This is a genomic window from Kitasatospora sp. NPDC058063 (assembly GCF_042885395.1).
Taxonomy (GTDB): Bacteria; Actinomycetota; Actinomycetes; order Streptomycetales; family Streptomycetaceae; genus Kitasatospora; species Kitasatospora lactacystinica.
The window spans coordinates 369,777-394,936 of record NZ_JBHVSD010000006.1 but is presented as its reverse complement, the minus strand read 5'-3'; the positions used below and the strand labels follow the sequence as shown (position 1 = coordinate 394,936).

General features: G+C 72.8%; 19 protein-coding genes. 9 read left to right on the top strand and 10 right to left on the bottom strand.

Annotation, left to right across the window (positions count from 1 at the left end; all coding sequences use genetic code 11):
- Positions 1–519 precede the first annotated feature (519 nt).
- Positions 520–813, bottom strand: a complete 294-nt coding sequence (locus ACFVUY_RS13515; protein WP_359903089.1) for a hypothetical protein — start codon at positions 811–813, stop codon at positions 520–522.
- A gap of 74 nt (positions 814–887) precedes the next feature.
- On the opposite strand from ACFVUY_RS13515, the gene holA reads away from it, so the two are divergent.
- Positions 888–1,886: a DNA polymerase III subunit delta gene (holA, locus tag ACFVUY_RS13510; protein ID WP_387693726.1), complete on the top strand. Its 999-nt coding sequence runs from the start codon at positions 888–890 to the stop codon at positions 1,884–1,886.
- A 121-nt stretch (positions 1,887–2,007) separates the two neighbouring features.
- On the opposite strand, the gene ACFVUY_RS13505 is transcribed toward holA, so the two are convergent.
- Together ACFVUY_RS13505 and rpsT are read right to left on the bottom strand one after the other, a co-directional pair.
- A complete protein-coding gene (locus ACFVUY_RS13505) occupies positions 2,008–2,817 on the bottom strand; it encodes a hypothetical protein (RefSeq protein ID WP_387693727.1) in 810 nt (269 codons plus the stop codon).
- A 277-nt stretch (positions 2,818–3,094) separates the two neighbouring features.
- Complete coding sequence (gene rpsT, locus ACFVUY_RS13500; protein ID WP_030309778.1) at positions 3,095–3,364, bottom strand: 30S ribosomal protein S20; 270 nt, start codon at positions 3,362–3,364, stop codon at positions 3,095–3,097.
- Between the two features lie 420 nt (positions 3,365–3,784).
- Between rpsT and lepA the strand changes: the two genes are divergently transcribed.
- Positions 3,785–5,653 carry a translation elongation factor 4 gene (lepA, locus tag ACFVUY_RS13495; protein ID WP_359903081.1) on the top strand — a complete coding sequence of 623 codons (1,869 nt, stop codon included), beginning with the start codon at positions 3,785–3,787 and terminating at the stop codon, positions 5,651–5,653.
- A 118-nt stretch (positions 5,654–5,771) separates the two neighbouring features.
- Here the strand turns inward: lepA and ACFVUY_RS13490 are convergent, their stop codons facing one another.
- From ACFVUY_RS13490 to ACFVUY_RS13475, 4 genes are all read right to left on the bottom strand, one after another.
- Positions 5,772–6,851 (bottom strand): NAD(P)/FAD-dependent oxidoreductase, encoded by a 1,080-nt coding sequence (locus tag ACFVUY_RS13490; protein WP_387729729.1) that lies wholly within the window; start codon positions 6,849–6,851, stop codon positions 5,772–5,774.
- A gap of 88 nt (positions 6,852–6,939) precedes the next feature.
- Entirely contained in the window at positions 6,940–7,947 is a 1,008-nt protein-coding gene (gene sigJ, locus ACFVUY_RS13485) for an RNA polymerase sigma factor SigJ (RefSeq protein WP_387729726.1), read from the bottom strand.
- Between the two features lie 82 nt (positions 7,948–8,029).
- Positions 8,030–9,928, bottom strand: coding sequence for an ABC transporter ATP-binding protein (locus ACFVUY_RS13480; protein WP_387729768.1), 1,899 nt, complete (start codon positions 9,926–9,928; stop codon positions 8,030–8,032).
- A gap of 155 nt (positions 9,929–10,083) precedes the next feature.
- Positions 10,084–11,817: an ABC transporter ATP-binding protein gene (locus tag ACFVUY_RS13475; protein WP_387693750.1), complete on the bottom strand. Its 1,734-nt coding sequence runs from the start codon at positions 11,815–11,817 to the stop codon at positions 10,084–10,086.
- A gap of 306 nt (positions 11,818–12,123) precedes the next feature.
- On the opposite strand from ACFVUY_RS13475, the gene ACFVUY_RS13470 reads away from it, so the two are divergent.
- The 3 genes from ACFVUY_RS13470 to ACFVUY_RS13460 are packed head-to-tail and all read left to right on the top strand — an operon-like array spanning position 12,124 to position 15,931.
- Positions 12,124–14,046, top strand: a complete 1,923-nt coding sequence (locus tag ACFVUY_RS13470; protein WP_387693751.1) for an AMP-dependent synthetase/ligase — start codon at positions 12,124–12,126, stop codon at positions 14,044–14,046.
- Between the two features lie 57 nt (positions 14,047–14,103).
- The gene (gene hemW / locus ACFVUY_RS13465; RefSeq protein ID WP_387729723.1) at positions 14,104–15,333 is read left to right on the top strand and encodes a radical SAM family heme chaperone HemW; all 1,230 of its coding nucleotides are present in this window, start codon (positions 14,104–14,106) and stop codon (positions 15,331–15,333) included.
- 40 nt (positions 15,334–15,373) lie between these two features.
- Positions 15,374–15,931 (top strand): Uma2 family endonuclease, encoded by a 558-nt coding sequence (locus ACFVUY_RS13460; protein WP_387693753.1) that lies wholly within the window; start codon positions 15,374–15,376, stop codon positions 15,929–15,931.
- Here ACFVUY_RS13460 and ACFVUY_RS13455 read toward each other — a convergent pair.
- Genes ACFVUY_RS13455 through htpX form a run of 3 tightly spaced genes read right to left on the bottom strand, consistent with a single transcriptional unit; the run spans position 15,922 to position 18,324 of the window.
- Positions 15,922–16,755 carry a DUF3097 domain-containing protein gene (locus tag ACFVUY_RS13455; protein ID WP_387693754.1) on the bottom strand — a complete coding sequence of 278 codons (834 nt, stop codon included), beginning with the start codon at positions 16,753–16,755 and terminating at the stop codon, positions 15,922–15,924. The two genes, ACFVUY_RS13460 and ACFVUY_RS13455, sit on opposite strands and share 10 nt — an antisense overlap.
- A 31-nt stretch (positions 16,756–16,786) precedes the next feature.
- Entirely contained in the window at positions 16,787–17,371 is a 585-nt protein-coding gene (locus tag ACFVUY_RS13450; protein WP_387693755.1) for a hypothetical protein, read from the bottom strand.
- Between the two features lie 32 nt (positions 17,372–17,403).
- Complete coding sequence (htpX, locus tag ACFVUY_RS13445; RefSeq protein WP_387693756.1) at positions 17,404–18,324, bottom strand: zinc metalloprotease HtpX; 921 nt, start codon at positions 18,322–18,324, stop codon at positions 17,404–17,406.
- A gap of 289 nt (positions 18,325–18,613) precedes the next feature.
- Between htpX and hrcA the strand changes: the two genes are divergently transcribed.
- From hrcA to ACFVUY_RS13425, 4 genes are all read left to right on the top strand, one after another.
- Complete coding sequence (hrcA, locus tag ACFVUY_RS13440) at positions 18,614–19,648, top strand: heat-inducible transcriptional repressor HrcA (protein WP_359903053.1); 1,035 nt, start codon at positions 18,614–18,616, stop codon at positions 19,646–19,648.
- A gap of 76 nt (positions 19,649–19,724) precedes the next feature.
- Positions 19,725–20,864 carry a molecular chaperone DnaJ gene (gene dnaJ, locus ACFVUY_RS13435; protein ID WP_387693757.1) on the top strand — a complete coding sequence of 380 codons (1,140 nt, stop codon included), beginning with the start codon at positions 19,725–19,727 and terminating at the stop codon, positions 20,862–20,864.
- 75 nt (positions 20,865–20,939) lie between these two features.
- A complete protein-coding gene (locus ACFVUY_RS13430; protein WP_359903047.1) occupies positions 20,940–21,689 on the top strand; it encodes a 16S rRNA (uracil(1498)-N(3))-methyltransferase in 750 nt (249 codons plus the stop codon).
- A gap of 155 nt (positions 21,690–21,844) precedes the next feature.
- The gene (locus ACFVUY_RS13425; RefSeq protein ID WP_387729720.1) at positions 21,845–25,108 is read left to right on the top strand and encodes a PDZ domain-containing protein; all 3,264 of its coding nucleotides are present in this window, start codon (positions 21,845–21,847) and stop codon (positions 25,106–25,108) included.
- The last annotated feature ends 52 nt before the right edge of the window (positions 25,109–25,160 follow it).

The following is a 25,160-nucleotide window of genomic DNA, read 5'->3' as shown; positions in this document are numbered from 1 at the left end:
CCTCCCTTTTTGTGTGGGGGTTTTTTTTTTTATATTACCCTTGTTGGGGGGGGTGGGTGTTTGGTGGGGGGCTTTTTTAAACCATTACCGGTGGGGCGGGCGGGGGGCCCGGGCCCGGAGCGCGCCGGAGAAATGCCACAAGCCCAGGGGGGAGGTGAGGGCAGCCCGCGGCAAGGTGCCACGGGAACGCGCAAAGGCCCGGAAATGCGGGTTGCAGCGCGCTCCGGGCAAGCCGGAGCGCGCCGCTGCCGGCCGAGGGCGACGCCTTCGGCGCCCGGTGCGCGTCCGTCGCGCTGAACGCCTCGCTGGCCGTGGTCTCGCTGCCCGAGGACGTCCTCGCCGAGCTGTTCCCCGACCCTGATCCGATCACCGCGACGGTGCTGCCGCCGGGTCGGGCCGGGCGGATGGGGGCGCCGACGACAGGGGCCGGCTCGCCGCAGTGGTCGAGCCGGCCCGGAAGATGTCCGGGTGCCGGGTGCCGGGTGCCGGGTGCCGGGTGCCGGGGGCGGGCCGCGGGCCTCAGGCCTCCTCGCGCCAGCCCTCGTAGCCGGTCGCGAGGGTGTCGAGGGCGTGCAGCAGGGCGGGGGTCCAGCCGCTCTCCGGGGCCTCGGCGACGACCAGCCACTGGGCGTCCTCGGCGTCGTCCTCGCCCGCGAGCGCGTCGCGGACGACTTCGAGCTCGCCGAGGTCGGGCTGGGTGGCGCCGAGTTCCTCGGCCGCCTCCTGGGCGGTGTCGCGGTCGGGCAGGACGAGCAGCTGCCGGGCGTACGGGTCGTCGACGTCCGGGAGGTCGGTGGTCTGGTTCTCGCTCACCCGGCCATTGTCCAGGTCGGGCCGCCCGCTCCGTCGGGCGGGAGTGTCCGCGGCCCGTGGGATGCTGGTAGGCGATGGCCAGGAAGAGTGCACCCGACGACCTGCTCGCCCCGCTGACCCTCGCGGTCGGCCAGGAGGAGCTGCTGCTGGACCGCGCGGTCGCCCAGGTGGTGGCGGCGGCGAAGGCGGCGGACCCGGACACCGACGTGCGGGACCTGCCGCCCGGCGGCCTGCAGCCGGGCAGCCTGGCCGAGCTGACCACGCCGTCGCTGTTCGCCGAGCGCAAGGTGATCGTGGTCCGGGCCGCACAGGACCTCTCCGCCGATTCGGTGAAGGAGGTCAAGGCGTACATCGAGGCGCCGGCCGAGGAAGTGATCATGGTGCTGGTGCACGCCGGCGGCGCCAAGGGCAAGGGCCTGCTGGACGCCGGGCGCAAGGCCGGCGGCCGTGAGGTGGCCTGCGCCAAGCTGGCCAAGGCGAGCGAGCGGCTGGCCTTCGTCAAGGGCGAGTTCCGCACCCTGGGCCGCTCCGCGACCCCGGAGGCCTGCCAGGCGCTGCTGGACGCGCTCGGCAGCGACCTGCGCGAGCTGGCCGCCGCCTGCCACCAGCTGACCTCGGACGTCGAGGGCGCGATCGACGAGACGGTGGTGGCCCGCTACTACAGCGGACGGGCCGAGGCGACCGGCTTCGAGGTGGCGGACCTGGCGGTCACCGGCCGGGCCGCGGAGGCGCTGGAGCGGCTGCGCTGGGCGCTGGCCGTCGGCCAGCCGCCGACCGGCATCACCTACGCGCTGGCCTCCGGGGTGCGCAGCATCGGCCGGCTGGCGAGCGCCGGGCGGAACATGCGCCCGGGCGACCTGGCCCGCGAGCTGGGCATGCCGCCGTGGAAGGTCGACCGGGTCCGCCAGCAGATGCGTGGCTGGACGGGCGACGGGGTGGCCACCGCGCTGACCGCGATCGCCCAGGCCGACGCCGCCGTCAAGGGCGGATCGGACGACCCGGCCTACGCCCTGGAGCGCGCGGTGGTCGCCGTCGCCCGGGCATCCCGGGCCGGCTCCCGGCCCGCCTACTGACAGCCCGCCCACTGACGGCTCGTCCGCCGATGGCCCGTCCGCCGATGGCCCGTCCGCCGAGGGCCCGCCCACCGATGGTCCGGCCACTGGCGGCGCGGGGCGGCGGTGCGGGCGGTCCGGCCTACTTCTTCATGGCCCGGAGGGCGTCCTGCCCGTCGGACTGGAGGGCGCCGCGCAGCTCGTCCTTGGACGGCGGCTTGCCCTTGCCCTCGGTGTAGCTGGCCGAGTAGGTGACGTAGTACGTCATCCCGCCGTCGCGGATGTCCAGCTCGGCGTAGACGCTGTGGTACTGGTCCGAGCCGTCGTCCTTGTAGAGGAAGTACGCCTCCTCGCCGAGCCCCGCGATGTCGGTGACCTGGTAGCCGCGCGCCCGGTAGAGCTCCTTGTTGGCCTCCAGCTCGGGCGCCGGGTTGACCGCCTTGTGCAGGTCGACGCGCATGTAGAGGTTGGCGTACTCGCTGTCGCTGGTGCCGCCGGTGCGCTTGAGCGACATCGAGCAGTTCATGCTGTCCAGCGCCGGGTGCCGGTCGGTGTGGTGGGTCGGCTTGGAGGTGTCCGAGACGGAGTACGTCTGGAGGATCTTCGTGGGCTTCCCGGTGGTGCAGAAGTCGTCGGAGAGCCGGTATCCGCGCAGGTCGCGCGGGGAGGACTGGCTGGTGACCAGGCCGGGGACGGTCATCACGGCGGCGGCCCAGCCGACCGAGACGATCACCGCGCCGACGAACGCCCAGACGGCGTTGCGCCGCAGGTTCCCGCTCCGTCCGGGGCCCGGGGCGGCGGGCAGGCCGGGCGCGGTGGGCAGCCCCGGCGGCGGTCCGAAGCCGCCCGCGGGCCCCGGGGCGCCCGGTACCGGCTGCGCGCCCCCGCCCGGTTGCTGCGGGAAGCCGTACCCCGGTCCGTTCGGTGCTGGTGGCGGCGGTGGCGTCGTCATGGAAGTTCCCCCTGGACCTGGCGTCGGGGTGCTCCCCGCACCCCGAACCGCACCTCGAACGGACCCGACCGACCATAGCGGCCGGACCGCGGAACGCGACAGGCGCCGCAGTGGTCTCCGGGAAGGAGGCCGACTGCGACGCCTGTCGCACTACTTGTTTGCACCGCACCCGCGTGGCGAACGCAGGCCGCGTACGGTGCGAGTCTCGCGCGCCTCGGGGGTCCGGGTAGAGGGCCGGGTCGTCCCGAAGCGATGGGGGTCACCGCCCCCGGGGGCGTCAGGCCTGGACGGCCGTGTTGACGCGCTTGGTGATGGCCGACTTCTTGTTGGCGGCCTGGTTGGCGTGGATGACGCCCTTGCTCACGGCCTTGTCCAGCGCCTTGGAGGCGGCGCGGGCCAGCTCGGTGGCCTTCTCGGTCTCGCCGGCGGCAGCGGCCTCACGGGCCTTGCGCAGAGCGGTCTTCAGCGAGGACTTGACGGCCTTGTTGCGCAGGCGCGCCTTCTCGTTGGTCTTGTTGCGCTTGATCTGGGACTTGATGTTCGCCACGAAGGAGCCTCAGTCTGTCTAAAGATTGTGAACGGGTTTGCAACCGGCGGCCTTCGGTCAAGCTGAGAGGGCATGCCGAGGCCAGGTGCAGCAGCCCACGCTACCAGGGGCCCGCTGCCCGCCCCAAACCGGGCGCCCGCGAGGGCCGCACCCGGACGCCCGCGAGGACCACTCCCGGGCCCGCGCGAGGACCGCCCCCGGGCGCCCGCGAGCGCCGCCCCGGACGCCCGCGAGGAGCTTCCCCGGCACCCACGGGGACCGCCCCGGGTGCCCGGGAGACTCCCGGACGGTGCCCCGGGCCGCAGTCGTGGGAAGATGGGAGGAACTATTTCGATCGGACGAGACTGTCCGGTCCCCGGGAAACCGGTCAGCGATGATCCGGACACCCCCGGCCCCGGACCAACGGAGAATCGGACCAAGGTGCCCGCGACCCCCAGCAATGTGCCAGAGCCCAGCCGTACCGACCCGGCGCTGATCCGCAACTTCTGCATCATCGCCCACATCGACCACGGCAAGTCGACGCTCGCAGACCGGATGCTGCAGATCACCGGCGTCGTCGACCCCCGGCAGATGCGTGCCCAGTACCTCGACCGCATGGACATCGAGCGTGAGCGCGGCATCACCATCAAGTCGCAGGCGGTCCGCCTCCCGTGGGCGCCGAAGACCGGCCCGAACGCCGGGGCGACGCACATCCTCAACATGATCGACACCCCCGGCCACGTGGACTTCACGTACGAGGTGTCCCGTTCCCTCGCCGCGTGCGAGGGCACCATCCTGGTGGTCGACGCGGCCCAGGGCATCGAGGCGCAGACCCTCGCCAACCTGTACCTGGCGCTGGAGAACGACCTCACGATCGTCCCGGTCCTCAACAAGATCGACCTCCCGGCCGCCCAGCCGGAGAAGTACGCCGCCGAGATCGCCCACATCATCGGCTGCGACCCGTCCGACGTGCTCCAGGTCAGCGCCAAGACCGGCCTGGGCGTCGAGGACCTGCTGGACCACATCGTCAACACTGTCCCGGCCCCGGTCGGCGTCAAGGACGCCCCGGCCCGCGCGATGATCTTCGACTCGGTGTACGACTCCTACCGCGGCGTGGTCACCTACGTCCGTGTCGTGGACGGCCAGCTCACCAAGCGCGAGCGCATCGCGATGATGTCCACCGGCGCCACCCACGAGCTGCTGGAGATCGGCGTCATCTCGCCCGAGCCGAAGGTCGCGGACGGCCTCGGCGTCGGCGAGGTGGGCTACATCATCACCGGTGTGAAGGACGTCCGGCAGTCCAAGGTCGGTGACACGATCACCTCGATGCACAAGGGCGCCACCGAGCCGCTCGGCGGCTACAAGGACCCGCGCCCGATGGTGTTCTCCGGCCTGTACCCGCTGGACGGATCGGACTACCCGCTGCTGCGCGACGCCCTGGACAAGCTGCGCCTCAACGACGCCGCGCTGGTGTACGAGCCGGAGACCTCGGTCGCGCTCGGCTTCGGCTACCGCTGCGGCTTCCTCGGCCTGCTGCACCTGGAGATCATCCGGGAGCGCCTGGAGCGCGAGTTCAACCTCGACCTGATCTCCACCGCCCCGAACGTGGTCTACCGGGTGGTGATGGAGGACGGCACCGAGCACACCGTCACCAACCCCAGCGAGTTCCCGACCGGCAAGATCTCCGAGGTGTTCGAGCCGGTCGTGCGCGGCACCATCCTGGCGCCCAACGAGTTCGTCGGCGCGATCATGGAGCTCTGCCAGTCCCGCCGCGGCAACCTCCAGGGCATGGACTACCTCTCCGAGGACCGGGTCGAGCTGCGCTACACCCTGCCGCTCGCGGAGATCGTCTTCGACTTCTTCGACCAGCTGAAGTCCAAGACCCGCGGCTACGCCTCGCTGGACTACGAGCCCATCGGCGAGCAGGCCGCCCAGCTGGTGAAGGTCGACATCCTGCTGCACGGCGACCCGGTGGACGCGTTCTCCGCGATCGTGCACAAGGACAAGGCCTACAGCTACGGCGTGATGATGGCCGGCAAGCTGCAGAAGCTCATCCCCCGCCAGCAGTTCGAGGTGCCGATCCAGGCGGCCATCGGCTCCCGGGTGATCGCCCGTGAGACGGTCCGCGCGATCCGCAAGGACGTCCTCGCCAAGTGCTACGGCGGTGACATCTCCCGTAAGCGGAAGCTGCTGGAGAAGCAGAAGGAAGGCAAGAAGCGGATGAAGATGGTCGGCAGCGTGGAGGTCCCGCAGGAGGCCTTCATCGCCGCGCTGTCCACCGACGCCGAGACGCCGAAGGACAAGAAGTAGCGGCACGGCGGCGACGCACGCCGGAAGGGCCCGGGCACCCGCCCGGGCCCTTCCGGCGTTTCCGGAGCCGCCTGGAGCCGCCTGGAGCGCTCCGCCCCCGGCCGGCGTTCCGGCGGGCCTACTTCAGGCTGTTGAGGACCACGGCGACGATCGCCGCCTTCGCCAGCCGACCCGCGGTGCCGGTGAACACGGTGGGCCGCATCGAGTCGTCCGGGCGGACCACCTGGAGCAGCCCGTCCCGCCGGCCGAGGCTCACGCACTGCACCTGGTACCGGAACGAGAACGGCTCCTCGGTGCGCCCGTCCAGCAGCCTGCCGAGGTACTGGCCCTGCGGCAGGGCGGTGGCGCAGCCCATCCGCAGGGTGCCGATGCCGGGGACGGTGACCGCGGCGGCGTCGCCGATCACATGGACGTCCGGGTGGGAGACCGACCGCAGGTGGTCGTCCACCACGGCCCGGCCGCGCTCGTCCACGGCCAGTCCGGCCTCGGCGGCCAGCGGGTGCGGCTCCAGCGAGGCGGCCCAGACGACGAGGTCGGCCCCGATCGGGCCGGCGGTGGTGCGCAGCCCGTCCGGGGTGACCTCGGTGACGGTGGTGTGCTCGTGGACGGTCGCGCCGAGCCGGGCGAGGACGCGCCGGACGTGGGCCCGGCCCTTGGCCGAGTAGACGCCGCCGACCAGGCCGGACGCGACGATCCGCACCTGCCAGGAGGGGTGGGCCTCGGCGAGTTCGGTGGCCAGCTCGATGCCGGTGGCGCCGCCGCCGACCACGGCCAGGGTGCCGGGCCGGTCGGCCGTGTCGATCCGGCGGCGCAGCTCGGCGGCGCGCTCCGCCGGGTAGGCGAGCTGTTCGGCGCCGGGGACGGCGTGCCAGGCGGTGCGGCTGCCGAGGGCGTGGACCAGGGTGTCGTACCCGAGGGTGGTGCCGTCGTCGAGCCGGACCTCGCGCGCGGCCGGGTCGAGTCCGACGGCCCGGGCCCGGCGGTGGGTGATCCGGCCGCCGCGGGTGAGCTCGTCGACGGTGGGCCAGTCGCGGCCGCGGCCGGCCGCGGTCTCGTGCTGGCGGATGCGGTGCAGGATCCGCTCCTCGGGGGCGACCAGGGTGACGTCGTGGTGCCGGCCGGCGCCCTTGGCCGCGGTGAGCCCGGCGTACCCGGCGCCCAGTACGACGATCCGTTGTCCGGTGGTGGTGCTGCTCATCTCGTCCGCCTCCTCGCGAGGGCGCTCCGGTGGAGCGCTGTTCGGGAGGGGGACGACGCAGCCGGCCGGGGTGTGACGGTGACCCGTGTCACAGCTCCACGGCGGGGACCCGGGCGACCCGGGCGAGCTTCTCGGGGTTGACCACGACGTGGGCCTCGGCGATCCGCCCGTCGGTCACGGTGAAGGCGAGGACGCCGCCGACCGTGCCGGTGGCCCGGTCGTACCAGACCAGTCCGGGTTCGCCGTTGACCAGCGCGGTGGTGGTGGCGGTGTCGGGGGTGAACCACTTGGCGACCAGGCCGGCCACCATCCGGGCCACCCGGTCGGCGCCGTGGATCGGGCGGACTCCGGCGCGGACGATGCCGCCGCCGTCGGAGTGCCAGACCACGTCGGGGTCGAGGACCTCCATCAGGGCGAGGATGTCGCCGCGGGTGCTGGCGGCGGCGAAGGCCTCGACGGCCTGGCGGTGTTCGGCCCGGTCGGTTCCGCCGGTGCGCCGGGCGGCGTCCTGCGCGCGGCCGCCGTCGCGGACCCGGCGGCGGGCCCGGGAGGCGAGCTGGCGGGCGGCGTCGGGGGTGCGTTCCAGGGAGGCGGCGATCTCCTCGAAGCCGACGGCGAAGACGTCGTGCAGTACGAAGGCGGCCCGTTCGGCGGGGGTGAGCTGTTCCAGTACGGCCAGCAGGGCGAGCGAGACGGACTCGCCGCGTTCGGCCAGTTCGGCGGGGGAGTCGGGGCCGGTGGCGTAGGTGACGGCGGGCTCGGGCAGCCACTCGCCGTAGTAGGCCTCGCGGCGGGCCCGGGCGGAGCCCAGCTGGTCGTAGCAGAGCCGGGTGACGACGGTGGTGAGGAAGGCGCGCGGGTCGGCGACGGCGGAGCGGTCGGCGGCCCGCCAGCGCAGCCAGGCGTCCTGGAGGACGTCCTCGGCGTCGGTGAACGAGCCGAGCAGCCGGTAGGCGACCGAGCCCAGGTAGCGGCGGTTCGCCTCGAAGGCGTCCGGCGTCCGCGGAGTACCGGAGGCAGCGGGGGTACCAGGGGCGGCGGGGGTGCCGGGGGCGGCAGGGGTGTCCGGGCGGTCCGGGGCCTGGTCGTCGATCACGGGCCCAACGTAGCGCGCGGTGTCCGCGAAGCGAAGGGCCGGGGCGGGAAGTCCCCGCCCCGGCCCTCCGGTCGGCCGGGCGTCAGTCCATCTCGACCGCGGCCTCGGCGAACTGTGCCTGGTAGAGCCGGGCGTAGGCGCCGTCGGCGGCGATCAACTCGTCGTGCGAGCCCTGCTCGACGATCGAGCCGTTCTCCATCACCAGGATCACGTCGGCGTCCCGGATGGTGGAGAGCCGGTGGGCGATCACGAAGCTGGTGCGGCCGGTGCGCAGCCGGGCCATGGCCCGCTGGATCAGCACCTCGGTGCGGGTGTCGACGGAGCTGGTCGCCTCGTCCAGGACCAGGATGGACGGCTGGGCGAGGAACGCCCGGGCGATGGTGATCAGCTGCTTCTCGCCGGTGCTGACGTTGGTGCCCTCGTCGTCGATGACGGTGTCGTAGCCGTCCGGCAGGGTGCGCACGAAGCGGTCGACGTGGGCGGCCCTGGCGGCCTCGACGACCTGATCGCGGGTGGCCGACTCGGCGCCGTAGGCGATGTTGTCGGCGATGGTGCCGCCGAACAGCCAGGTGTCCTGGAGCACCATGCCGATGCCGGAGCGCAGTTCCTCGCGGGACATCGCGGCGATGTCCACGCCGTCGAGGGTGATCCGTCCGGAGCTGACCTCGTAGAACCGCATCAGCAGGTTGACCAGGGTGGTCTTGCCGGCGCCGGTGGGGCCGACGATGGCGACGGTCTGCCCGGGTTCGACCTTGAGCGAGAGGTCCTCGATGAGCGGCTTCTCGGGGTCGTAGCGGAAGGCCACGTCCTGGAAGGCGACCCGGCCGTGCTGTACGTCGGGCCGTTCGGGCATGGCCGGTTCGGGGCTCTGCTCGGGGGCGTCCAGCAGCTCGAAGACGCGCTCGGCGGAGGCGACGCCGGACTGCACCAGGTTGGCCATGCTGGCGACCTGGGTGAGCGGCTGGCTGAACTGCCGCGAGTACTGGATGAACGCCTGGACGTCGCCGATGGACAGCGAGCCGCTGGCCACCCGCAGGCCGCCGACGACGGCGACCAGCACGTACTGGAGGTTGCCGATCAGCATCATCGCGGGCTGGATGGTGCCGGAGATGAACTGGGCCTTGTAGCTGGCCTGGTAGAGCGCGTCGTTGTGCTCGCGGAAGGTCTCCGCGGACTCCTGCTGGCGCCCGAACACCTTGACCAGGGTGTGGCCGGTGTACATCTCCTCGATGTGGGCGTTGAGCTGGCCGGTGGACTTCCACTGCTGGACGAACTGCGGCTGGGCCCGCTTGCCGACCTTGGTGGCGACGATCACCGAGGCGGGCACCGAGACCAGTGCGATCACGGCGAGCAGCGGGGAGATCCAGAACATCATCGCGAGCACGCCGACCACGGTGAGCAGCGAGTTGACGACCTGTCCGAGGGTCTGCTGCATGGACTGGCCGATGTTGTCGATGTCGTTGGTGACCCGGCTGAGCACCTCGCCGCGCGGCTGCTTGTCGAAGTAGCTGAGCGGCAGCCGGGAGAGCTTGGCCTCGACGTCCTGGCGCAGCCGGTAGCCGGCGGCCTGGATGGCCCGGGTGGCCAGTCGGCCCTGGAAGATCCCGAAGACGGCGGAGGCGACGTAGATGCCGAGCACCCAGAGCAGGACGGTGCCGATGGCGCCGAAGTCCATGCCCTGGCCGGGGGTGAAGTCGACGGAGGAGAGCAGGTCGGCGACGCCGCCCTCGCCGTGGGCGCGCAGCCCGTCGACGACCTGTTCCTTGGAGGTGCCGGCCTGGAAGCGGGCGCCGACGACGCCGGCGAAGATCAGGTCGGTGGCGTCGCCGAGGATCTTGGGGCCGATGACGGCGCAGCCGATGCCGATGACGCCGAGGATCAGGACGCCGATCAGGGTGTTGCGTTCGGGGCGCAGCAGGCCGAGGACGCGTTTGCCGGAGCCCTTGAAGTCCATGGACTTCTCGGTGCCCTGGCCGCCCATGAAGCGGCCGGGGCCGGCGGGGCCGCGGCGGGCGGCGGCGGCCTGGGAGTCGCTGGGCAGTCCGGTGTCCTTCGGCGGGGCGTCCTTCTTCAGGGTGTCCGTGGGGGCGCCGCCGGGGGCCTGCCCCTTGTCCAGGTCGGGCTTTCCGGGCGTGGTCACGCCGCCTCCTGCTCGGTGAGCTGGGAGAGCACGATCTCCCGGTACGTCGGGTTGTCGGCCATCAGCTCGTGGTGGGTTCCGGTGCCGACGACGGCGCCCTCGTCGAGGACGACGATCCGGTCGGCGTCGCGGATGGTGGACACGCGCTGGGCGACGATCAGGACGGTGGCGTCGGAGGTTTCGCGGGCGAGGGCCTTGCGGAGCTTGGCGTCGGTGGCGTAGTCGAGCGCGGAGAAGGAGTCGTCGAAGAGGTAGACGGATGGCCGGCGGACCAGGGTCCGGGCGATGGCCAGGCGTTGGCGCTGGCCGCCGGAGACGTTGCCGCCGCCCTGGGCGATGGGGGCGTCGAGGCCTTCGGGGAGCTTCTCGACGAACTCCTTGGCCTGGGCGATCTCCAGGGCGTGCCAGAGCTCCTCGTCGGTGGCGTCGGGCCGGCCGTAGCGGAGGTTGCTGGCGACGGTGCCGGAGAAGAGGTAGGGCTTCTGCGGGACGATGCCGACGTTCTCGGCGAGTGCGGCGGGGGCGAGTTCGCGGACGTCGACGCCGTCGAGCAGGACCTGGCCGGAGGTGGCGTCGAAGAGCCGGGGGACGAGGCCGAGCAGGGTGGACTTGCCGCTGCCGGTGGAGCCGATGATCGCGGTGGTCTCGCCGGGGCGGGCGGTGAGGTCGATGGCGCGCAGCACCGAGGCCTCGGCGCCGGGGTAGCGGAAGTCGACGTCGCGCAGTTCCAGGTTGCCGCGGCGCAGTACCTTCCGGACGGGGTCGGTGGGCGGGACGACGCTGCTGCGGGTGCCGAGGACCTCCTCGATGCGCTCGGCGCAGACCTCGGCGCGCGGCACCATCATGAACATGAAGGTGGCCATCATGACGCTCATCAGGATCTGCATCAGGTAGGAGAGGAACGCGGTGAGCGCGCCGATCTCCATGGCGCCGCTGTCGATGCGGTGGGCGCCGAACCAGAGCACGGCGACGCTGGAGACGTTCACCACCAGCATGACGGCGGGGAACATGATGGACATCAGCCGGCCGACCTGGCGGGCGACCTGGGTGAGGTCCTCGTTGGCGTCGGCGAAGCGGGCCTGCTCCTGGTCGTCCTTGACGAAGGCGCGGATGACCCGGATGCCGGTGATCTGCTCGCGCAGGACCCGGTTCACGGTGTCGATCCGCTCCTGCATGCTGCGGAACCGGGGGCGCAGCGCGCGGACCAGCAGGACCACGACGACGCCGAGCGCGGGGATGACGGCGAGCAGCAGGCCGGACAGCGGGACGTCCTGGTTGAGCGCCATGATGATGCCGCCGACGCACATGATCGGCGCGGCGACCATGAGCGTGAAGCTCATCAGGGCGAGCATCTGGACCTGCTGGACGTCGTTGGTGGTCCGGGTGATCAGGGAGGGGGCGCCGAACTGGCCGACCTCGCGGGCGGAGAAGCTCTGCACCCGGTCGAAGACGGCGGCGCGGACGTCCCGGCCGAAGGCCATGGCGGTGCGCGCGCCGATGAAGACGGCGCCGACCGAGCACAGGGCCTGGAGGACGGTGACGGCGATCATCACCCCGCCGACGCGCAGGATGTAGCCGGTGTCGCCCTTGACCACGCCGTCGTCGATGATGTCGGCGTTGAGCGTCGGCAGGTAGAGCGCCGCGAGGGTGGACACCAGCTGGAGCAGTACCAGCAGGGTGATCGGTCGGGAGTACGGGCGCAGGTACGCCCTCAGCAGTCTGATCAGCACTAGCACACTCTTGTCGTCGCCGGTCGGGTTCGCACCCCAATTCTCCGTGTTCTGTAGCGTCGTACAGGTCATTCGGCGTGCGGGAGCCGGAGGTTTGCCGGGCCTTTGCCGAACGGACGGGTCCGGCACCGGTGGCGCGGGGGCGTGCCGTCGGGCGCTGCCCTCTTACGGAATGACCGGTTTCCCCCTAGGCTGCTGATTGCCCCTTTGTTACTGACCGGTACCGTTCAGGTGAACCGGGGCCCGGCGACCGCCCCCACGGACGCCGCGACAATCCAGACGGCCACCCGCCCCCGGAGGTCCTCGTTGAGTTCCGCGCAGTCCCTGATCGGCTCCGGCAGGTCCGACCTCGTCGCCGGGCGTCCGGCCTCCGTCGCCCACCTGTTCCTGGAGCGGGTCGCCCTGACCCCGAACGCCGAGGCCTACCGCTACCCCTCGCCCGTGGACGAGCAGGCCGCCGACGGCGCGCCCGGCGCAGAGCAGTGGCGCTCGCTCACCTGGGCGCAGACCGCGACCCGGGTCAAGGCCGTGGCCGCCGGCCTGATGGCACTCGGCATCCACCCCGAGGACCGGGTGGCCCTGGCCTCCTCGACCCGGCTCGAATGGATCGTCGCCGACCTCGGCGCCATGTGCGCGGGCGCCGCGATCACCACCGTCTACCCGAGCACCAACGCGGACGAGACGGCGTTCATCCTCTCCGACTCCGGCTCCCGGGCGCTGTTCGCCGAGAACGCGGCCCAGCTGGCCAAGGCCGTCGAGCAGCTCGACCAGCTGCCCGAGCTGCGCACCGTGATCCTCTTCGACGCGCCGGCCGAGGCCCCCGAGAGCGCCGGCCTGGAGCTGCTCACCCTCGCGGAGCTGGAGGAGCGCGGCGCCCGGTACCTGGCGGAGCACCCGGACGCGGTGGAGAAGGCCGTCGACGGGCTCGACAAGGAGCAGCTGGCCACCCTCATCTACACCTCCGGCACCACCGGCCGCCCCAAGGGCGTGCGCCTGGTGCACGACTGCTGGGCGTACGAGGGCCGGGCGCAGGAGGCCAGCGGACTGCTGGGCCCCGACGACGTGCAGTTCATGTGGCTGCCGCTGTCGCACGTGTTCGGCAAGACGCTGATCTCCGGGCAGATCGCCACCGGGCACGTGATGGCGGTGGACGGCCGGGTGGACCGGATCATCCACAACCTGCCGGTGATCCGGCCGACCATCATGGCCTCGGCCCCGCGCATCTTCGAGAAGGTCTACAACGGCATCGCGGGCAAGGCCCGGGCCGAGGGCGGCGCCAAGTACAAGATCTTCCTGTGGGCGGCGAAGGTCGCCCGCGAGCACGCCCGGGCGGTCCAGGAGAGCCGGGTGGCCACCGGCACCGAGACGGCCCCGCTGGGCCTGCGGGCGCAGCACGCGCTCGCCGACAAGCTGGTGTACGCGAAGATCCGGGCGGCCTTCGGCGGCCGGCTGCGCGGTGCGGTCTCCGGCAGTGCCGCGCTCGCCCCGGAGATCGGCTACTTCTTCATCGGCGCCGGGGTGCCGATCCTGGAGGGCTACGGGCTGAGCGAGACCAGCGCCGGCTCCTGCGTCAACCGCGCGGAGGACGTGCGGATCGGCACGGTGGGCCGCCCGCTGCCCGGCACCGAGGTGCGGATCGCCGAGGACGGCGAGATCCTGCTGCGCGGCCCGGGCGTCATGCGCGGCTACCACAACCTGCCGGAGAAGACCGCCGAGGTGCTGGAGTCGGACGGCTGGTTCCACACCGAGGACATCGGCGAGCTCACTCCGGACGGCTTCCTGCGGATCACCGACCGCAAGAAGGACCTGTTCAAGACCTCCGGCGGCAAGTACGTGGCGCCCAGCGAGGTCGAGGGCAAGTTCAAGGCGGTCTGCCCGTTCGTCAGCAACATCCTGGTGATCGGCAACGGCCGCAACTTCTGCACCGCGCTGATCGGCCTGGACGAGGCGGTGCTCCTGCCGTGGGCCGCCGAGCGCGGCCTGGCCGGCAGGAGCTACGCCGAACTGGCCGCCGAGCCGGCCGTGCACCAGCTGATCGAGGGCTTCGTCAAGCGGGTCAACGCCGACCTCCAGCGCTGGCAGACGATCAAGAAGTTCCACCTGCTGCCGCGCGACCTGGACATCGAGCACGGCGAGCTCACCCCGAGCCTGAAGATCAAGCGCCCGGTGGTCGAGCGGACCTACGCGGACGCCGTGGCGGCCATGTACGCGGGCGCCAACGAGGCCTGAGCCGCCCCGCCCCGTACGGCTCACCCGAACGGGTGCGCCGTACGGGACAATGGGCTCATGCCCTCCGCACTCCCCGACGGCGATCCGGTGCCGTCCGACGGTTCCCTGCCCGCGCACGCCCTCGACGGGCTGGGCGACCGGCCGTTCGGCTTCTACCTGCACGTGCCGTACTGCGCCAGCCGCTGCGGCTACTGCGACTTCAACACCTACACCGCCACCGAGCTGCGCTCCTCCGGGGCGGTCGCCTCGCAGGACACGTACGCGGACAACGTGGTCGCCGAGATCCGCCTCGCCCGGAAGGTGCTGGGGGACACGGACCTCCCGGTGCGGACCGTCTTCCTCGGCGGCGGCACCCCGACCCTGCTGCCCGCCCGCGACCTGGTGAAGATGCTCGCCGCGATCCGCGAGGAGTTCGGGCTCGCCGAGGACGCCGAGGTCACCACCGAGGCCAACCCGGAGTCGGTCGACCCGGCGTACCTGGCCGAACTGCGCGAGGGCGGCTACAACCGGCTCTCCTTCGGCATGCAGAGCGCCCGCCCGCACGTCCTGAAGCTGCTCGACCGCCACCACACCCCGGGCCGCCCCGAGGCCTGCGTGGCCGAGGCCCGCGCGGCCGGCTTCGAGCACGTCAACCTCGACCTCATCTACGGCACCCCCGGCGAGTCCGACGACGACTGGCGGGCCTCCCTGGACGCCGCCATCGGCGCCGGGCCCGACCACGTCTCCGCGTACTCGCTGATCGTCGAGGAGGGCACCCGGCTCGCCGCCCGGGTCAAGCGCGGCGAACTGCCGATGATCGACGACGACGTGCACGCCGACCGCTACCTGATCGCCGAGGAGGCGCTCGCCGCCGCCGGCTACTCCTGGTACGAGGTCTCCAACTGGGCCACCGCCCCCGAGGGCCGCTGCCGCCACAACGAGCTGTACTGGACCGGCGCCGACTGGTGGGGCGCGGGCCCCGGCGCCCACAGCCACGTCGGCGGCGTCCGCTGGTGGAACGCCAAGCACCCCGCCGCCTACGCGCAGGCCCTCGCCGAGCAGCGCACCCCGGCGCTGGCCCGCGAGGTGCTGGCCGAGGAGGACCGACGCGTCGAGCGGATCCTCCTGGAGCTGCGCCTGGTCGACGGCATCCCCCTCGACCTGCTCACCGGCACCGGCCGCAGGGCGGCGGACCGGCACCTCGCCGACGGCCTCCTCGCCGCCGGTCCCTACGAGCAGGGCCGCGCCGCCCTCACCCTCCAGGGCCGCCTCCTGGCGGACGCGGTTGTGCGTGACTTGGTGGACTGAGTGTCGTTAACGTGGTGTCAGCCGTCGTAGGGAGCGCGCAATGACCGCCATCGATGACCGGGTGACGGGGATCTTCGAGAATCTGGAGGTCCCCGAAGGCTTCAAAGCCGAGCTCATCAGGGGGGAAATCGTGATGATGGCCGGGCCGGACATGGTCCACAACCTCATCATCCGGGCCATCCAGCACCAGACGCCGTACACCCGGTGGAACGCACTGACCACGCAGGATGTGGCCTTTCCCCGCGAGGCCAGTGAGCCGCAGCCGGACCTGGTCGTGTTTGAGCGGGGGGCTGCGGAGGAGAGCGGTCGGCTGTTGCCCGCGCTTGCGGTCACCCTGGCGGTCGAGGTGGTTTCGAAGACCAGCGTGCTTCGCGACTACCGGACCAAGCGGGAGCTCTATGCAGAGGGCCAGATTCCCGCATATCTGATCGTCGACCCGATCAAGGGTGTCTGTGTCCTGCTCACCGAGCCGAGTCGAGCGGCGGCCTCCGGGCTGCCGGACTACGCGGTCGAGCGGACCGCGAAGTTCGGCGAGTCGATTCCGCTGGATCTGCTCGACATCACGCTGGACACCGCGGAGTTCCGCACCTACTCCTGACCCGGCAGGGCCGTGAAGTCGATCAACTCCTCCACCCGGCCCAGCAGTTCGGGCTCCAGGTCCTTGTAGCTGTTCACCTTCGACAGGATGTGCTTCCAGGCCGCCGGAGTGTCCACCGGCCAGCCGAGGCGGCGGCAGGTGCCCTCCTTCCAGTCCTCGCCCCGCGGGACGGCGGGCCAGCCGGGGATGCCCACGCTGGAGGGCTTCACGGCCTGCCAGATGTCGATGTAGGGGTGGCCGACGACCAGCACCGAGTCGCCGGTGACCCGGGCGGCGATGCGGTGCTCCTTCGTCCCCGGCAGCAGGTGGTCGACCAGGACGCCGAGGCGGCGGCCGGGGCCGGGGGCGAAGTCGGCGACGATCGCGGGCAGGTCGTCGATGCCGCGCAGGTACTCGACGACGACGCCCTCGATCCGCAGGTCGTCGCCCCAGACCCGCTCGACCAGCTCGGCGTCGTGCCGGCCCTCGACGTAGATCCGGGACTCGCGGGCGACCCGGGCGCGGGCGTTCGGGACGGCGACGGAGCCGGAGGCGGTGCGGCCCGGCGTCCGGGCGGGGGCCGGGCCGGCCGGGCGGACCAGGGTGACGGCCCGGCCCTCCAGCAGGAAGCCGCGCGGCACCAGCGGGAACACCCGGTGCTTGCCGAACCGGTCCTCCAGGGTGACGGTGAACCCCTCGGCGGTCTTCTCGCAGCGCACCACCGCCCCGCAGAAGCCGGTCGCCGCCTCCTCGACCACCAGGTCCCGCTCGGCGGGCACCTCCGGGGCGGGCTGCGGCTTCTTCCACGGCGGGGTCAGGTCGGGTCCGTACTGGCGGCTGCGCATACGGGTGATCATAGGGACGGCGGACGGTGTGTCAGAGGCCCGGCGCGCCCCAGACTGGGAACCAGCGGCTCAGGTCCTTCTCCAGCCGCAGGTCGTTCCCCAGCATCGCGTTGACCTGCAGTTCCAGCGGGCTGTTGCGCTTCTCCCCGCCGCCGGGCATCGGGGCGAAGGGGTAGAACGTCCCGCGCTTGTAGAGGTAGACCAGGGCCAGCGACCGCCCCTGCGGATCGCGGAAGGCGACCAGCGAGCAGAGCAGCTGCGGCCCGAAGCCGTTCGCCTCCAGCTCGCTGTTGACCGCGTGCAGGTCGTTGACCAGCTCCGGCAGCTCCTCGGGCCGGTGCCGGGCGAGCAGCCAGGAGTAGCCGTAGTCGTCCTTGGAGGCCTCCACCGGGACGCCGCCGCGCTCGGTGTCGGCGTCCAGCAGGGCCCGGACCTGCTGCTCGACCTGGACGAAGGCCGCGCCCTCGACGGCCGCGAAGCAGACCGAGCCGAGCCCGGTGGGGGTGAACCCGGCCCCGGCCTCCAGGGTGAGCGCGGCGGACGGCACGCCGAACAGCTGGTCGAGGTCGGGCTTGACGGGCTTGGTGCGGCCGAACAGGGTGTCCAGGATTCCCACGGCGGTCCTTTCGCGTCAGGGGCTCGGCGGGTTCAGTGGCCGAGCTGCTCGGAGATCCTCGCCAGCTGCTCCAGCCGCTTCTCCAGGCTGGGGTGGGTGGAGAACAGCTGCGTGGCGGCCTCCCGGGCGCTCAGCGCGGGGGCGAAGTAGAAGGCGTTGTACGGCTGCGCCTGGCGCAGGTCCTTGCTGGGGATGGCCGCGATCTGCCCGGTCACCTTGGTGAGCGCCGAGGCCAGGGCGCTGGGCCGGCCGGTGAGCTGGGCGGCGGCCCGGTCGGCGGCCAGTTCGCGGTAGCGGGAGAGCAGCCGGGTGAGCAGGAAGCTGATCGCGTAGACGACGATCGACACCAGCGGGATGATCAGCGCCAGGATGGCGGCGTTCTGGTCGTTGTTGTTGCGCCCGCCGCCCATGAACCCGCCGTACACGGCGATCCGGGTCATCGCCCCGGCGAGGACGCCGAGGAACCCGGCGATCGTCATCACCGCGACGTCCCGGTGGGCGACGTGCGACAGCTCGTGCGCGAGGACTCCCTCCAGCTCCTCCGGTTCCAGCCGGCGCAGCAGCCCGGTGGTCACGCAGATCACCGCGTTCTGCGGGTTGCGGCCGGTGGCGAAGGCGTTCGGCATGTCGTTGTCGGCGACCGCCACCCGCGGTTTGGGCATGTCGGCCAGGGCGCAGAGCCGGTCGACGGTGCCGTGGAGTTGGGGGAACTGTTCCGGGGACACCTGGCGGGCGCCCATCGCCCGTTCGGTGATCTTGTCGCTGAACCAGAACTGGGCCACGAACAGCCCGCCGGAGATCAGGACGATCAGTGGCCAGGCGCCGCGCAGCAGCGCGATCAGCAGGCCGGTGAAACCGACGTACAGCAACCCGATCACGAACATCGTCGCGACCATGCGGCCGGTCAGGCCGCGGTCGGGCGCGAAACGGGTGTGCTGGCCCGAGCTCGACATCGCTTGCTCCTCCGTTCGCCGTCGCTTTCGATGCTGCCACCCGGACGGCCTCCCGGCACCACCCCGGTGCCGGGAGGATCGAACCGCCGGGGCCCCGCGGGCCGTGTCCGGAACTGCGGGGAGGATCACGTCCCTCGGGCCGTTCCTGCCGTAGGACCCGGGCCTTACACTGGCAGGTACGGTTCTGGCACTCGTACGTTCAGAGTGCCAAGACCGGGGGCCTCCCGGAGCGGCCCGCAGCAGCGAGGGACACAGTCGGACAACGTGCGAAGACGGAGGTGCGTGCCCCATGGCCGGTGAGGTCCGCCAGCTGGACGAACGCAAGCTCGCCGTACTCCGCGCGATCGTGCAGGACTACGTGGGCACCGAGGAGCCGGTCGGCTCCAAGGCCCTGGTGGAACGGCACAACCTCGGGGTCTCGCCGGCGACCGTCCGCAACGACATGGCGGCGCTGGAGGAGGAGGGCTACATTCACCAGCCGCACACCAGTGCCGGCCGGATCCCGACCGACAAGGGGTACCGTCTCTTCGTCGACAAGCTCGCCGAGATCAAGCCGATGAGCGCCCCCGAGCGCCGGGCCATCCGGCACTTCCTGGACGGCGCGGTCGACCTGGACGACGTGGTCGCCCGCACCGTGCGGCTGCTCGCCCAGCTGACCAGGCAGGTCGCGGTGGTGCAGTACCCCTCGCTGACGCGCTCCACCGTCCGGCACATCGAGCTGGTGGCGCTGGCCCCGGCCAAGGTGATGCTGGTACTGATCACCAACACCGGCCGGGTCGAGCAGCGGATGGTCGACTGCCCGGGCTCGGTCGGCGAGACGGTGCTGGCGGACCTTCGGGCCCGGATCAACGCGAGAGCCGCCGGCCGGCGCCTCCCGGAGGTCCCGGGGCTGCTGGAGGAGCTGCCGGCGCTGTTCGAGCAGGCCGACCGGCCGACGGTCAGCACGGTCCTGGCGACCCTGTTCGAGACGCTCGCCGAGCAGAACGAGGAGCGGATCATGCTGGCCGGCACGGCCAACCTGACCCGCTTCGGGCACGACTTCCCGCTCACCATCCAGCCGGTGCTGGAGGCCCTGGAGGAGCAGGTCATCCTGCTCCGCCTCCTGGGTGAGACCGCGGACGCCGCGATGACGGTCCGGATCGGGCGGGAGAACGCCTATGAAGGGCTGAATTCCACGTCGATCGTTTCGGTCGGCTACGGTTCGGGCGACGAGAGCGTGGCGAAACTGGGTGTGATCGGTCCGACCCGGATGGACTACCCCGGCACAATGGGGGCGGTGCGAGCGGTGGCACGGTACGTGGGCCAGATCCTGGCCGAGTCCTAGCAAGGGCCACCGTTAAAATTTTTGACGGTGGCGTCCAGTCGCAGCACTACTACAGGCGGAACAAGCGGAGCATTTGGTGGCCACGGACTACTACGCGGTACTCGGCGTCCGACGGGATGCGGGGCAGGACGAGATCAAGAAGGCGTTCCGGCGCCTGGCACGCGAACTGCACCCGGACGTCAACCCGGACCCGAAGACGCAGGAGCGGTTCAAGGAGATCAACGCCGCCTACGAGGTGCTCTCCGACCCGCAGAAGCGTCAGGTCTACGACCTCGGCGGGGACCCGCTGTCCCCGGGCGGCGGCGGTGCCGGCGGCTTCGGCGCCGGCGCGGCGGGCTTCGGCTTCTCCGACATCATGGACGCCTTCTTCGGCGCCGCGGCCGGCCAGCGCGGCCCGCGCTCGCGCACCCGCCGCGGCCAGGACGCCATGATCCGGCTGGAGATCACCCTGGAGGAGGCCGCGTTCGGCACCACCAAGGAACTCCAGGTCGACACCGCCGTCACCTGCACCACCTGCAGTGGCGAGGGCGCGGCCCCCGGCACCTCGGCGCAGACCTGTGACATGTGCCGCGGCAAGGGCGAGGTCTCCCAGGTCACCCGGTCCTTCCTGGGCCAGGTCATGACCTCCCGCCCCTGCCCGCAGTGCCAGGGCTTCGGCACCGTCGTGCCGACCCCGTGCCCGGAGTGCGCCGGCGACGGCCGCGTGCGCGCCCGCCGCACCCTGACCGTCAAGATCCCGGCCGGCGTCGACAACGGCACCCGGATCCAGCTGGCCGGCGAGGGCGAGGTCGGCCCCGGCGGCGGCCCGGCCGGCGACCTGTACGTCGAGATCGCCGAGACCACCCACGCCATCTTCCAGCGGCGCGGGGACGACCTGCACTGCACCGTCACCATCCCGATGACGGCGGCCTCGCTCGGCACCCGGGTGCCGCTGCAGACCCTGGACGGCCTGGAGGACGTCGACATCCGGCCCGGCACCCAGTCCGGCCAGTCGATCCCGCTGCACGGCCGGGGCATCACCCACCTGCGCGGCGGCGGCCGGGGCGACCTGATAGTGCACGTCGAGGTGAAGACGCCCACCAAGCTCGACGCCGAGCAGGAGGAGCTGCTGCGCCGCCTCGCGGTGCTGCGCGGCGAGGAGCAGCCGTCCGGCCAGTTCGCGCCGGGCCAGCAGGGCCTGTTCTCCCGCCTGAAGGACGCCTTCAACGGCCGGTAGTCGTCCGCGGAGGGGTGCCGGGGGATCCCGGCACCCCTTTCGTGTTCCCGTCCCACTCCTGGAGGTACCCCCGTCATGACCGCGCCCGTCTTCGTCGTCGAGACCGAGCGGATCGCCGCCGCCGTGCCCGGGGCCGTGGTGCGCCTGGACGGCCCGGAGGGGCGGCACGCGGCCGCGGTGAAGCGGCTGGAGCCGGGCGAGGCGGTCACCCTGGCCGACGGGCTGGGACTCGGGGTGGACGGCACGGTCGCCGAGGTGCTCGGCAAGGACGCGATCGACGTGACGGTCGCCGCCGTGCGCCGGGAGCCGGAGCCCGCGCCGCGGATCGTGGTCGTCCAGGCGCTACCCAAGGGCGACCGCGGCGAGCTGGCCGTGGAGACGATGACCGAGGTCGGCGTGGACGTGGTGATCCCGTGGTCCGCCTCGCGCTGCATCACCCAGTGGAAGGGCGAGCGCGGCGCCAAGGCGCTCGCCAAGTGGCGGGCCACCGCCCGGGAGGCGGGCAAGCAGTCCCGCCGGCTGCGCTTCCCCGAGGTCCGCGAGCCGATGACCACCCGGCAGCTGGCGCCGGTGCTGGCGCGGGCCGCGTTCGCCGCCGTGCTGCACGAGGAGGGCGCCGAGCCGCTGGCGCACGCCGGGCTGCCGGAGGGCGGGGACATCGTGCTGGTGGTCGGCCCCGAGGGCGGGGTCTCCCCGGAGGAGCTGGCCGCCTTCGCCGAGGCGGGCGCCAAGCCGTACCGGCTGGGCTCCTCGGTGCTGCGCACCTCGACCGCCGGGGTGGCCGCCGGCGCGCTGCTGCTCGGGCGCACCGGCCGCTGGTCGTGACGGCCGCTGTGACGGGCGCTGCGACGGCAGCCGTGCAGGCGGTCGGGGCGGCCTGCGGGGCGGTTCCCGGGAGGGCGTAACAGCCCTCCGCGGGCGGCGCCGGAAGTCTGGGAAAAACGGCGCGGATCGTACGCGCACCTGCTTAGGCTGGCCGGGTGACGGACTCCCTGAGCACCTCCTCGAACAGCTCGGCGGGCGCCTACCTGCGCCATCCCCACCTGCACGGCGACCTGGTCGCCTTCGTCGCCGAGGACGACCTCTGGCTCGCCCCGCTGGCCGGCGGCCGGGCCTGGCGGCTGACGGCGGACCACCTGCCGGTCCACCACCCGAGGTTCTCCCCGGACGGGCGGCACCTCGCCTTCACCTCCACCCGGGACGGCGCGCCCGAGGTGCACGTGGTGCCGGTGGACGGCGGCCCGTCGCGCCGGCTCACCCACTGGGGCAGCCACCAGACCCGGGTGCTCGGCTGGACCGCCGACGGCCGCCCGATCGCCGCCACCGCCGCGGGCGAGGCCAGTTTCCGCCGCACCTGGGCGCACGCCGTGCCGCTGGACGGCGGCGAGCCGCAGCGGCTGCCGTACGGGCCGGTCGGCGGGCTCGCCTTCGAGCCGGGCGGGGACCGGGTGCTGCTGAGCAGCGTCAACGGTCGCGACCCGGCCTGGTGGAAGCGGTACCGGGGCGGGCGGGCCGGCAAGCTGTGGCTGGGCCGGGACGAGTTCGTCCGCGTCCACGCGGAGCTGGACGGGCAGCTGGACTCCCCGCTGTGGGTGGCCGGGCCGGGCGGGCGGGGCGGCCGGATCGCCTTCCTGTCCGACCACGAGGGCGTCGGCGAGCTGTGGTCCAGCGGCCCGGACGGCACCGACCTGCGCCGCCACACCGCCGACCCGGACGGCTTCTACGCCCGCGGCGCCACCACCGACGGCACCCGGGTGGTCCTCCACCGGGCCGGCGACCTCTGGCTGCTGGACGACCTGGACGGCGCCGAGCCGCGCCGGCTGGACGTCCGCCTCGCCGGTCCGCGGGCCGGGCGCCGCCCCCGCCCGGTGCCCGCCGCGCACTGGCTGGACTCCGTCGCCCCCGACCGCACCGGCCGGGGCAGCGCCGTGGTGGTGCGCGGCAGCGTGCACTGGCTGACCCACCGCGAGGGCCCGGCCCGGGTGCTGGACGAGACCCCGGGCGTGCGCGGGCGGCTGGTCCGGGTGGTGCCGGGCGAGGACGGCGCCCAGGGCGTGCTGTGGGTGTCCGACGCCGAGGGCGAGGACGCCCTGGAGTTCGCCCCCGACCTGCACGGCGCCGAGCGCCGCCGGCTGGCCGCCGGGCAGCTCGGCCGGGTCAACTCGCTGGTGGTCTCCCCGGACGGCAAGCAGGCCGCGCTCGGCGTGCACGACGGCCGGGTGCTGCTGGTCTCGCTGGCCGACGGCGCCGTGCACGAGCTGGACCGCAGCGCCGACGGCGAGGCCGGCGGGCCGGCCTTCAGCCCGGACTCGGCCTGGCTGGCCTGGTCGCGCCCGGTGCGCGGGATGGGCCCCCACTCGCTGCGCCAGATCGTGCTGGCCAACCTGGCCACCCGGACGGTCGGCGAGGTCACCCAGCCGCGCTTCGTGGACACCTCGCCCTCCTTCACCGCGGACGGGCGCTACCTGGCCTTCCTGTCGGTGCGCAACTTCGACCCGGTCTACGACGCGCACGTCTTCGACCTGTCCTTCCCGAACGGCTGCCGCCCCTATCTGGTCACGCTGGCCGCCGACACGCCCTCCCCGTTCGGGCCGCAGCGGGCCGGGCGCCCGCTCGGCGGGGAGGAGGACGAGCCGAAGGCCCGGAAGGCGGACGGCGAGGAGGCGGCGGCCGACGCCGCGCCGGTGACCAGGGTGGACCTGGACGGCATCGCCGACCGGATCGTCCCCTTCCCGGTCGAGGGCGGCCGCTTCGAGGACCTGGCCGCCGCTAAGGACGGCGTGCTCTGGACCAGGGCCCCGCTGATGGGCGAACTCGGCGACGAGGCCGCCTCGTTGGACGACGACCGGCCCCGTCCGGTGCTGGAGCGCTTCGACCTGAGGAAGCGCCGGGTCGAGCAGCTGGTGCACGGCCTGGACGGCTTCTCGGTCAGTGCGGACGGCACCCGGGCGGCCGTGCTGGACGAGGGCGAGCTGCGGGTCGTCCCGGCCGACCACAAGGGCGGCGACGACGAGGAGACCACCGTCGACCTCGCCCGGCTGCGGGTGACCGTCGACCCGGCCGCCGAGTGGCGGCAGATGTACGCCGAGAACGGCCGGCTGATGCGGGACAACTTCTGGCGCCCCGACCTCTCCGGCGTCGACTGGGACGGGGTGCTGGAGCGCTACCGGCCGCTGGTCGAACGGGTCGGCTCGCACGACGAACTGGTCGACCTGCTCTGGGAGGTGCACGGCGAACTCGGCACCTCGCACGCCTACGTGATGCCCTACGGCCGGTACACCGAGCCCGCCCGGCGCCAGGGCCTGCTCGGCGCCGACCTGGTCCGGGACGGCGAGCGGTGGCGGATCGCCCGGATCCTGCCCGGGGAGTCCTCCGACCCCAGGGCCCGCTCGCCGCTGGCCGCGCCCGGCGCGGCCGTCCGCCCGGGCGACGCGGTGCTGGCCGTCAACGGCCGCCCGGTGGACCCGGTCACCGGCCCGGCCCCGCTGCTGGCCGGCACGGCGGGCCAGCCGGTCGAGCTGACCGTGGCCGGGAAGGACGGCACCGACCGGCGCCACCCGGTGGTCGTCCCGCTCGCCGACGAGGAGGCGCTGCGCTACCACGACTGGGTGGCCGGTCGGCGGGCCGCGGTGCGCGAGCTGTCCGGCGGGCGGCTGGGCTACCTGCACCTGCCCGACATGCAGACGGCCGGCTGGGCCCAGCTGCACCGCGACCTGAGCAGCGAGATGGCCAGGGAGGGCCTGGTCGTCGACGTCCGGGGGAACCGGGGCGGCCACACCTCGCAGCTGGTGATCGAGAAGCTGGCCCGCCGGATCATCGGCTGGGACGTCATCCGGGACACCGACCACCCGGTGCCCTACCCGGCGGACGCCCCGCGCGGTCCGGTGGTCGCGCTCGCCGACGAGTTCACCGGCTCGGACGGCGACGTGGTCAACGCCGCCGTCCAGGCGCTCGGGATCGGCCCGGTGGTCGGCACCCGCACCTGGGGCGGGGTGATCGGCATCGACAGCCGCTACCGGCTGGTCGACGGCACCCTGGTCACCCAGCCCAAGTACGCGCTCTGGCTGGAGAACTACGGCTGGGGCCTGGAGAACCACGGCGTCGACCCGGACGTCGAGGTGCCGTTCGCCCCGCACCACTGGGCGGCCGGCGAGGACCCCCAGCTGGCCGAGGGCGTCCGGCTCGCCCTGGAGCGGCTCGCCGAGACGCCGGCCCGTACGGCGCCGCCGCTGCCCTGGCGGTAGCGGGGCGCCGTCCTCGCAGCGGGAGGCCGTACCGGCCGGCTTCCCGCTGCGG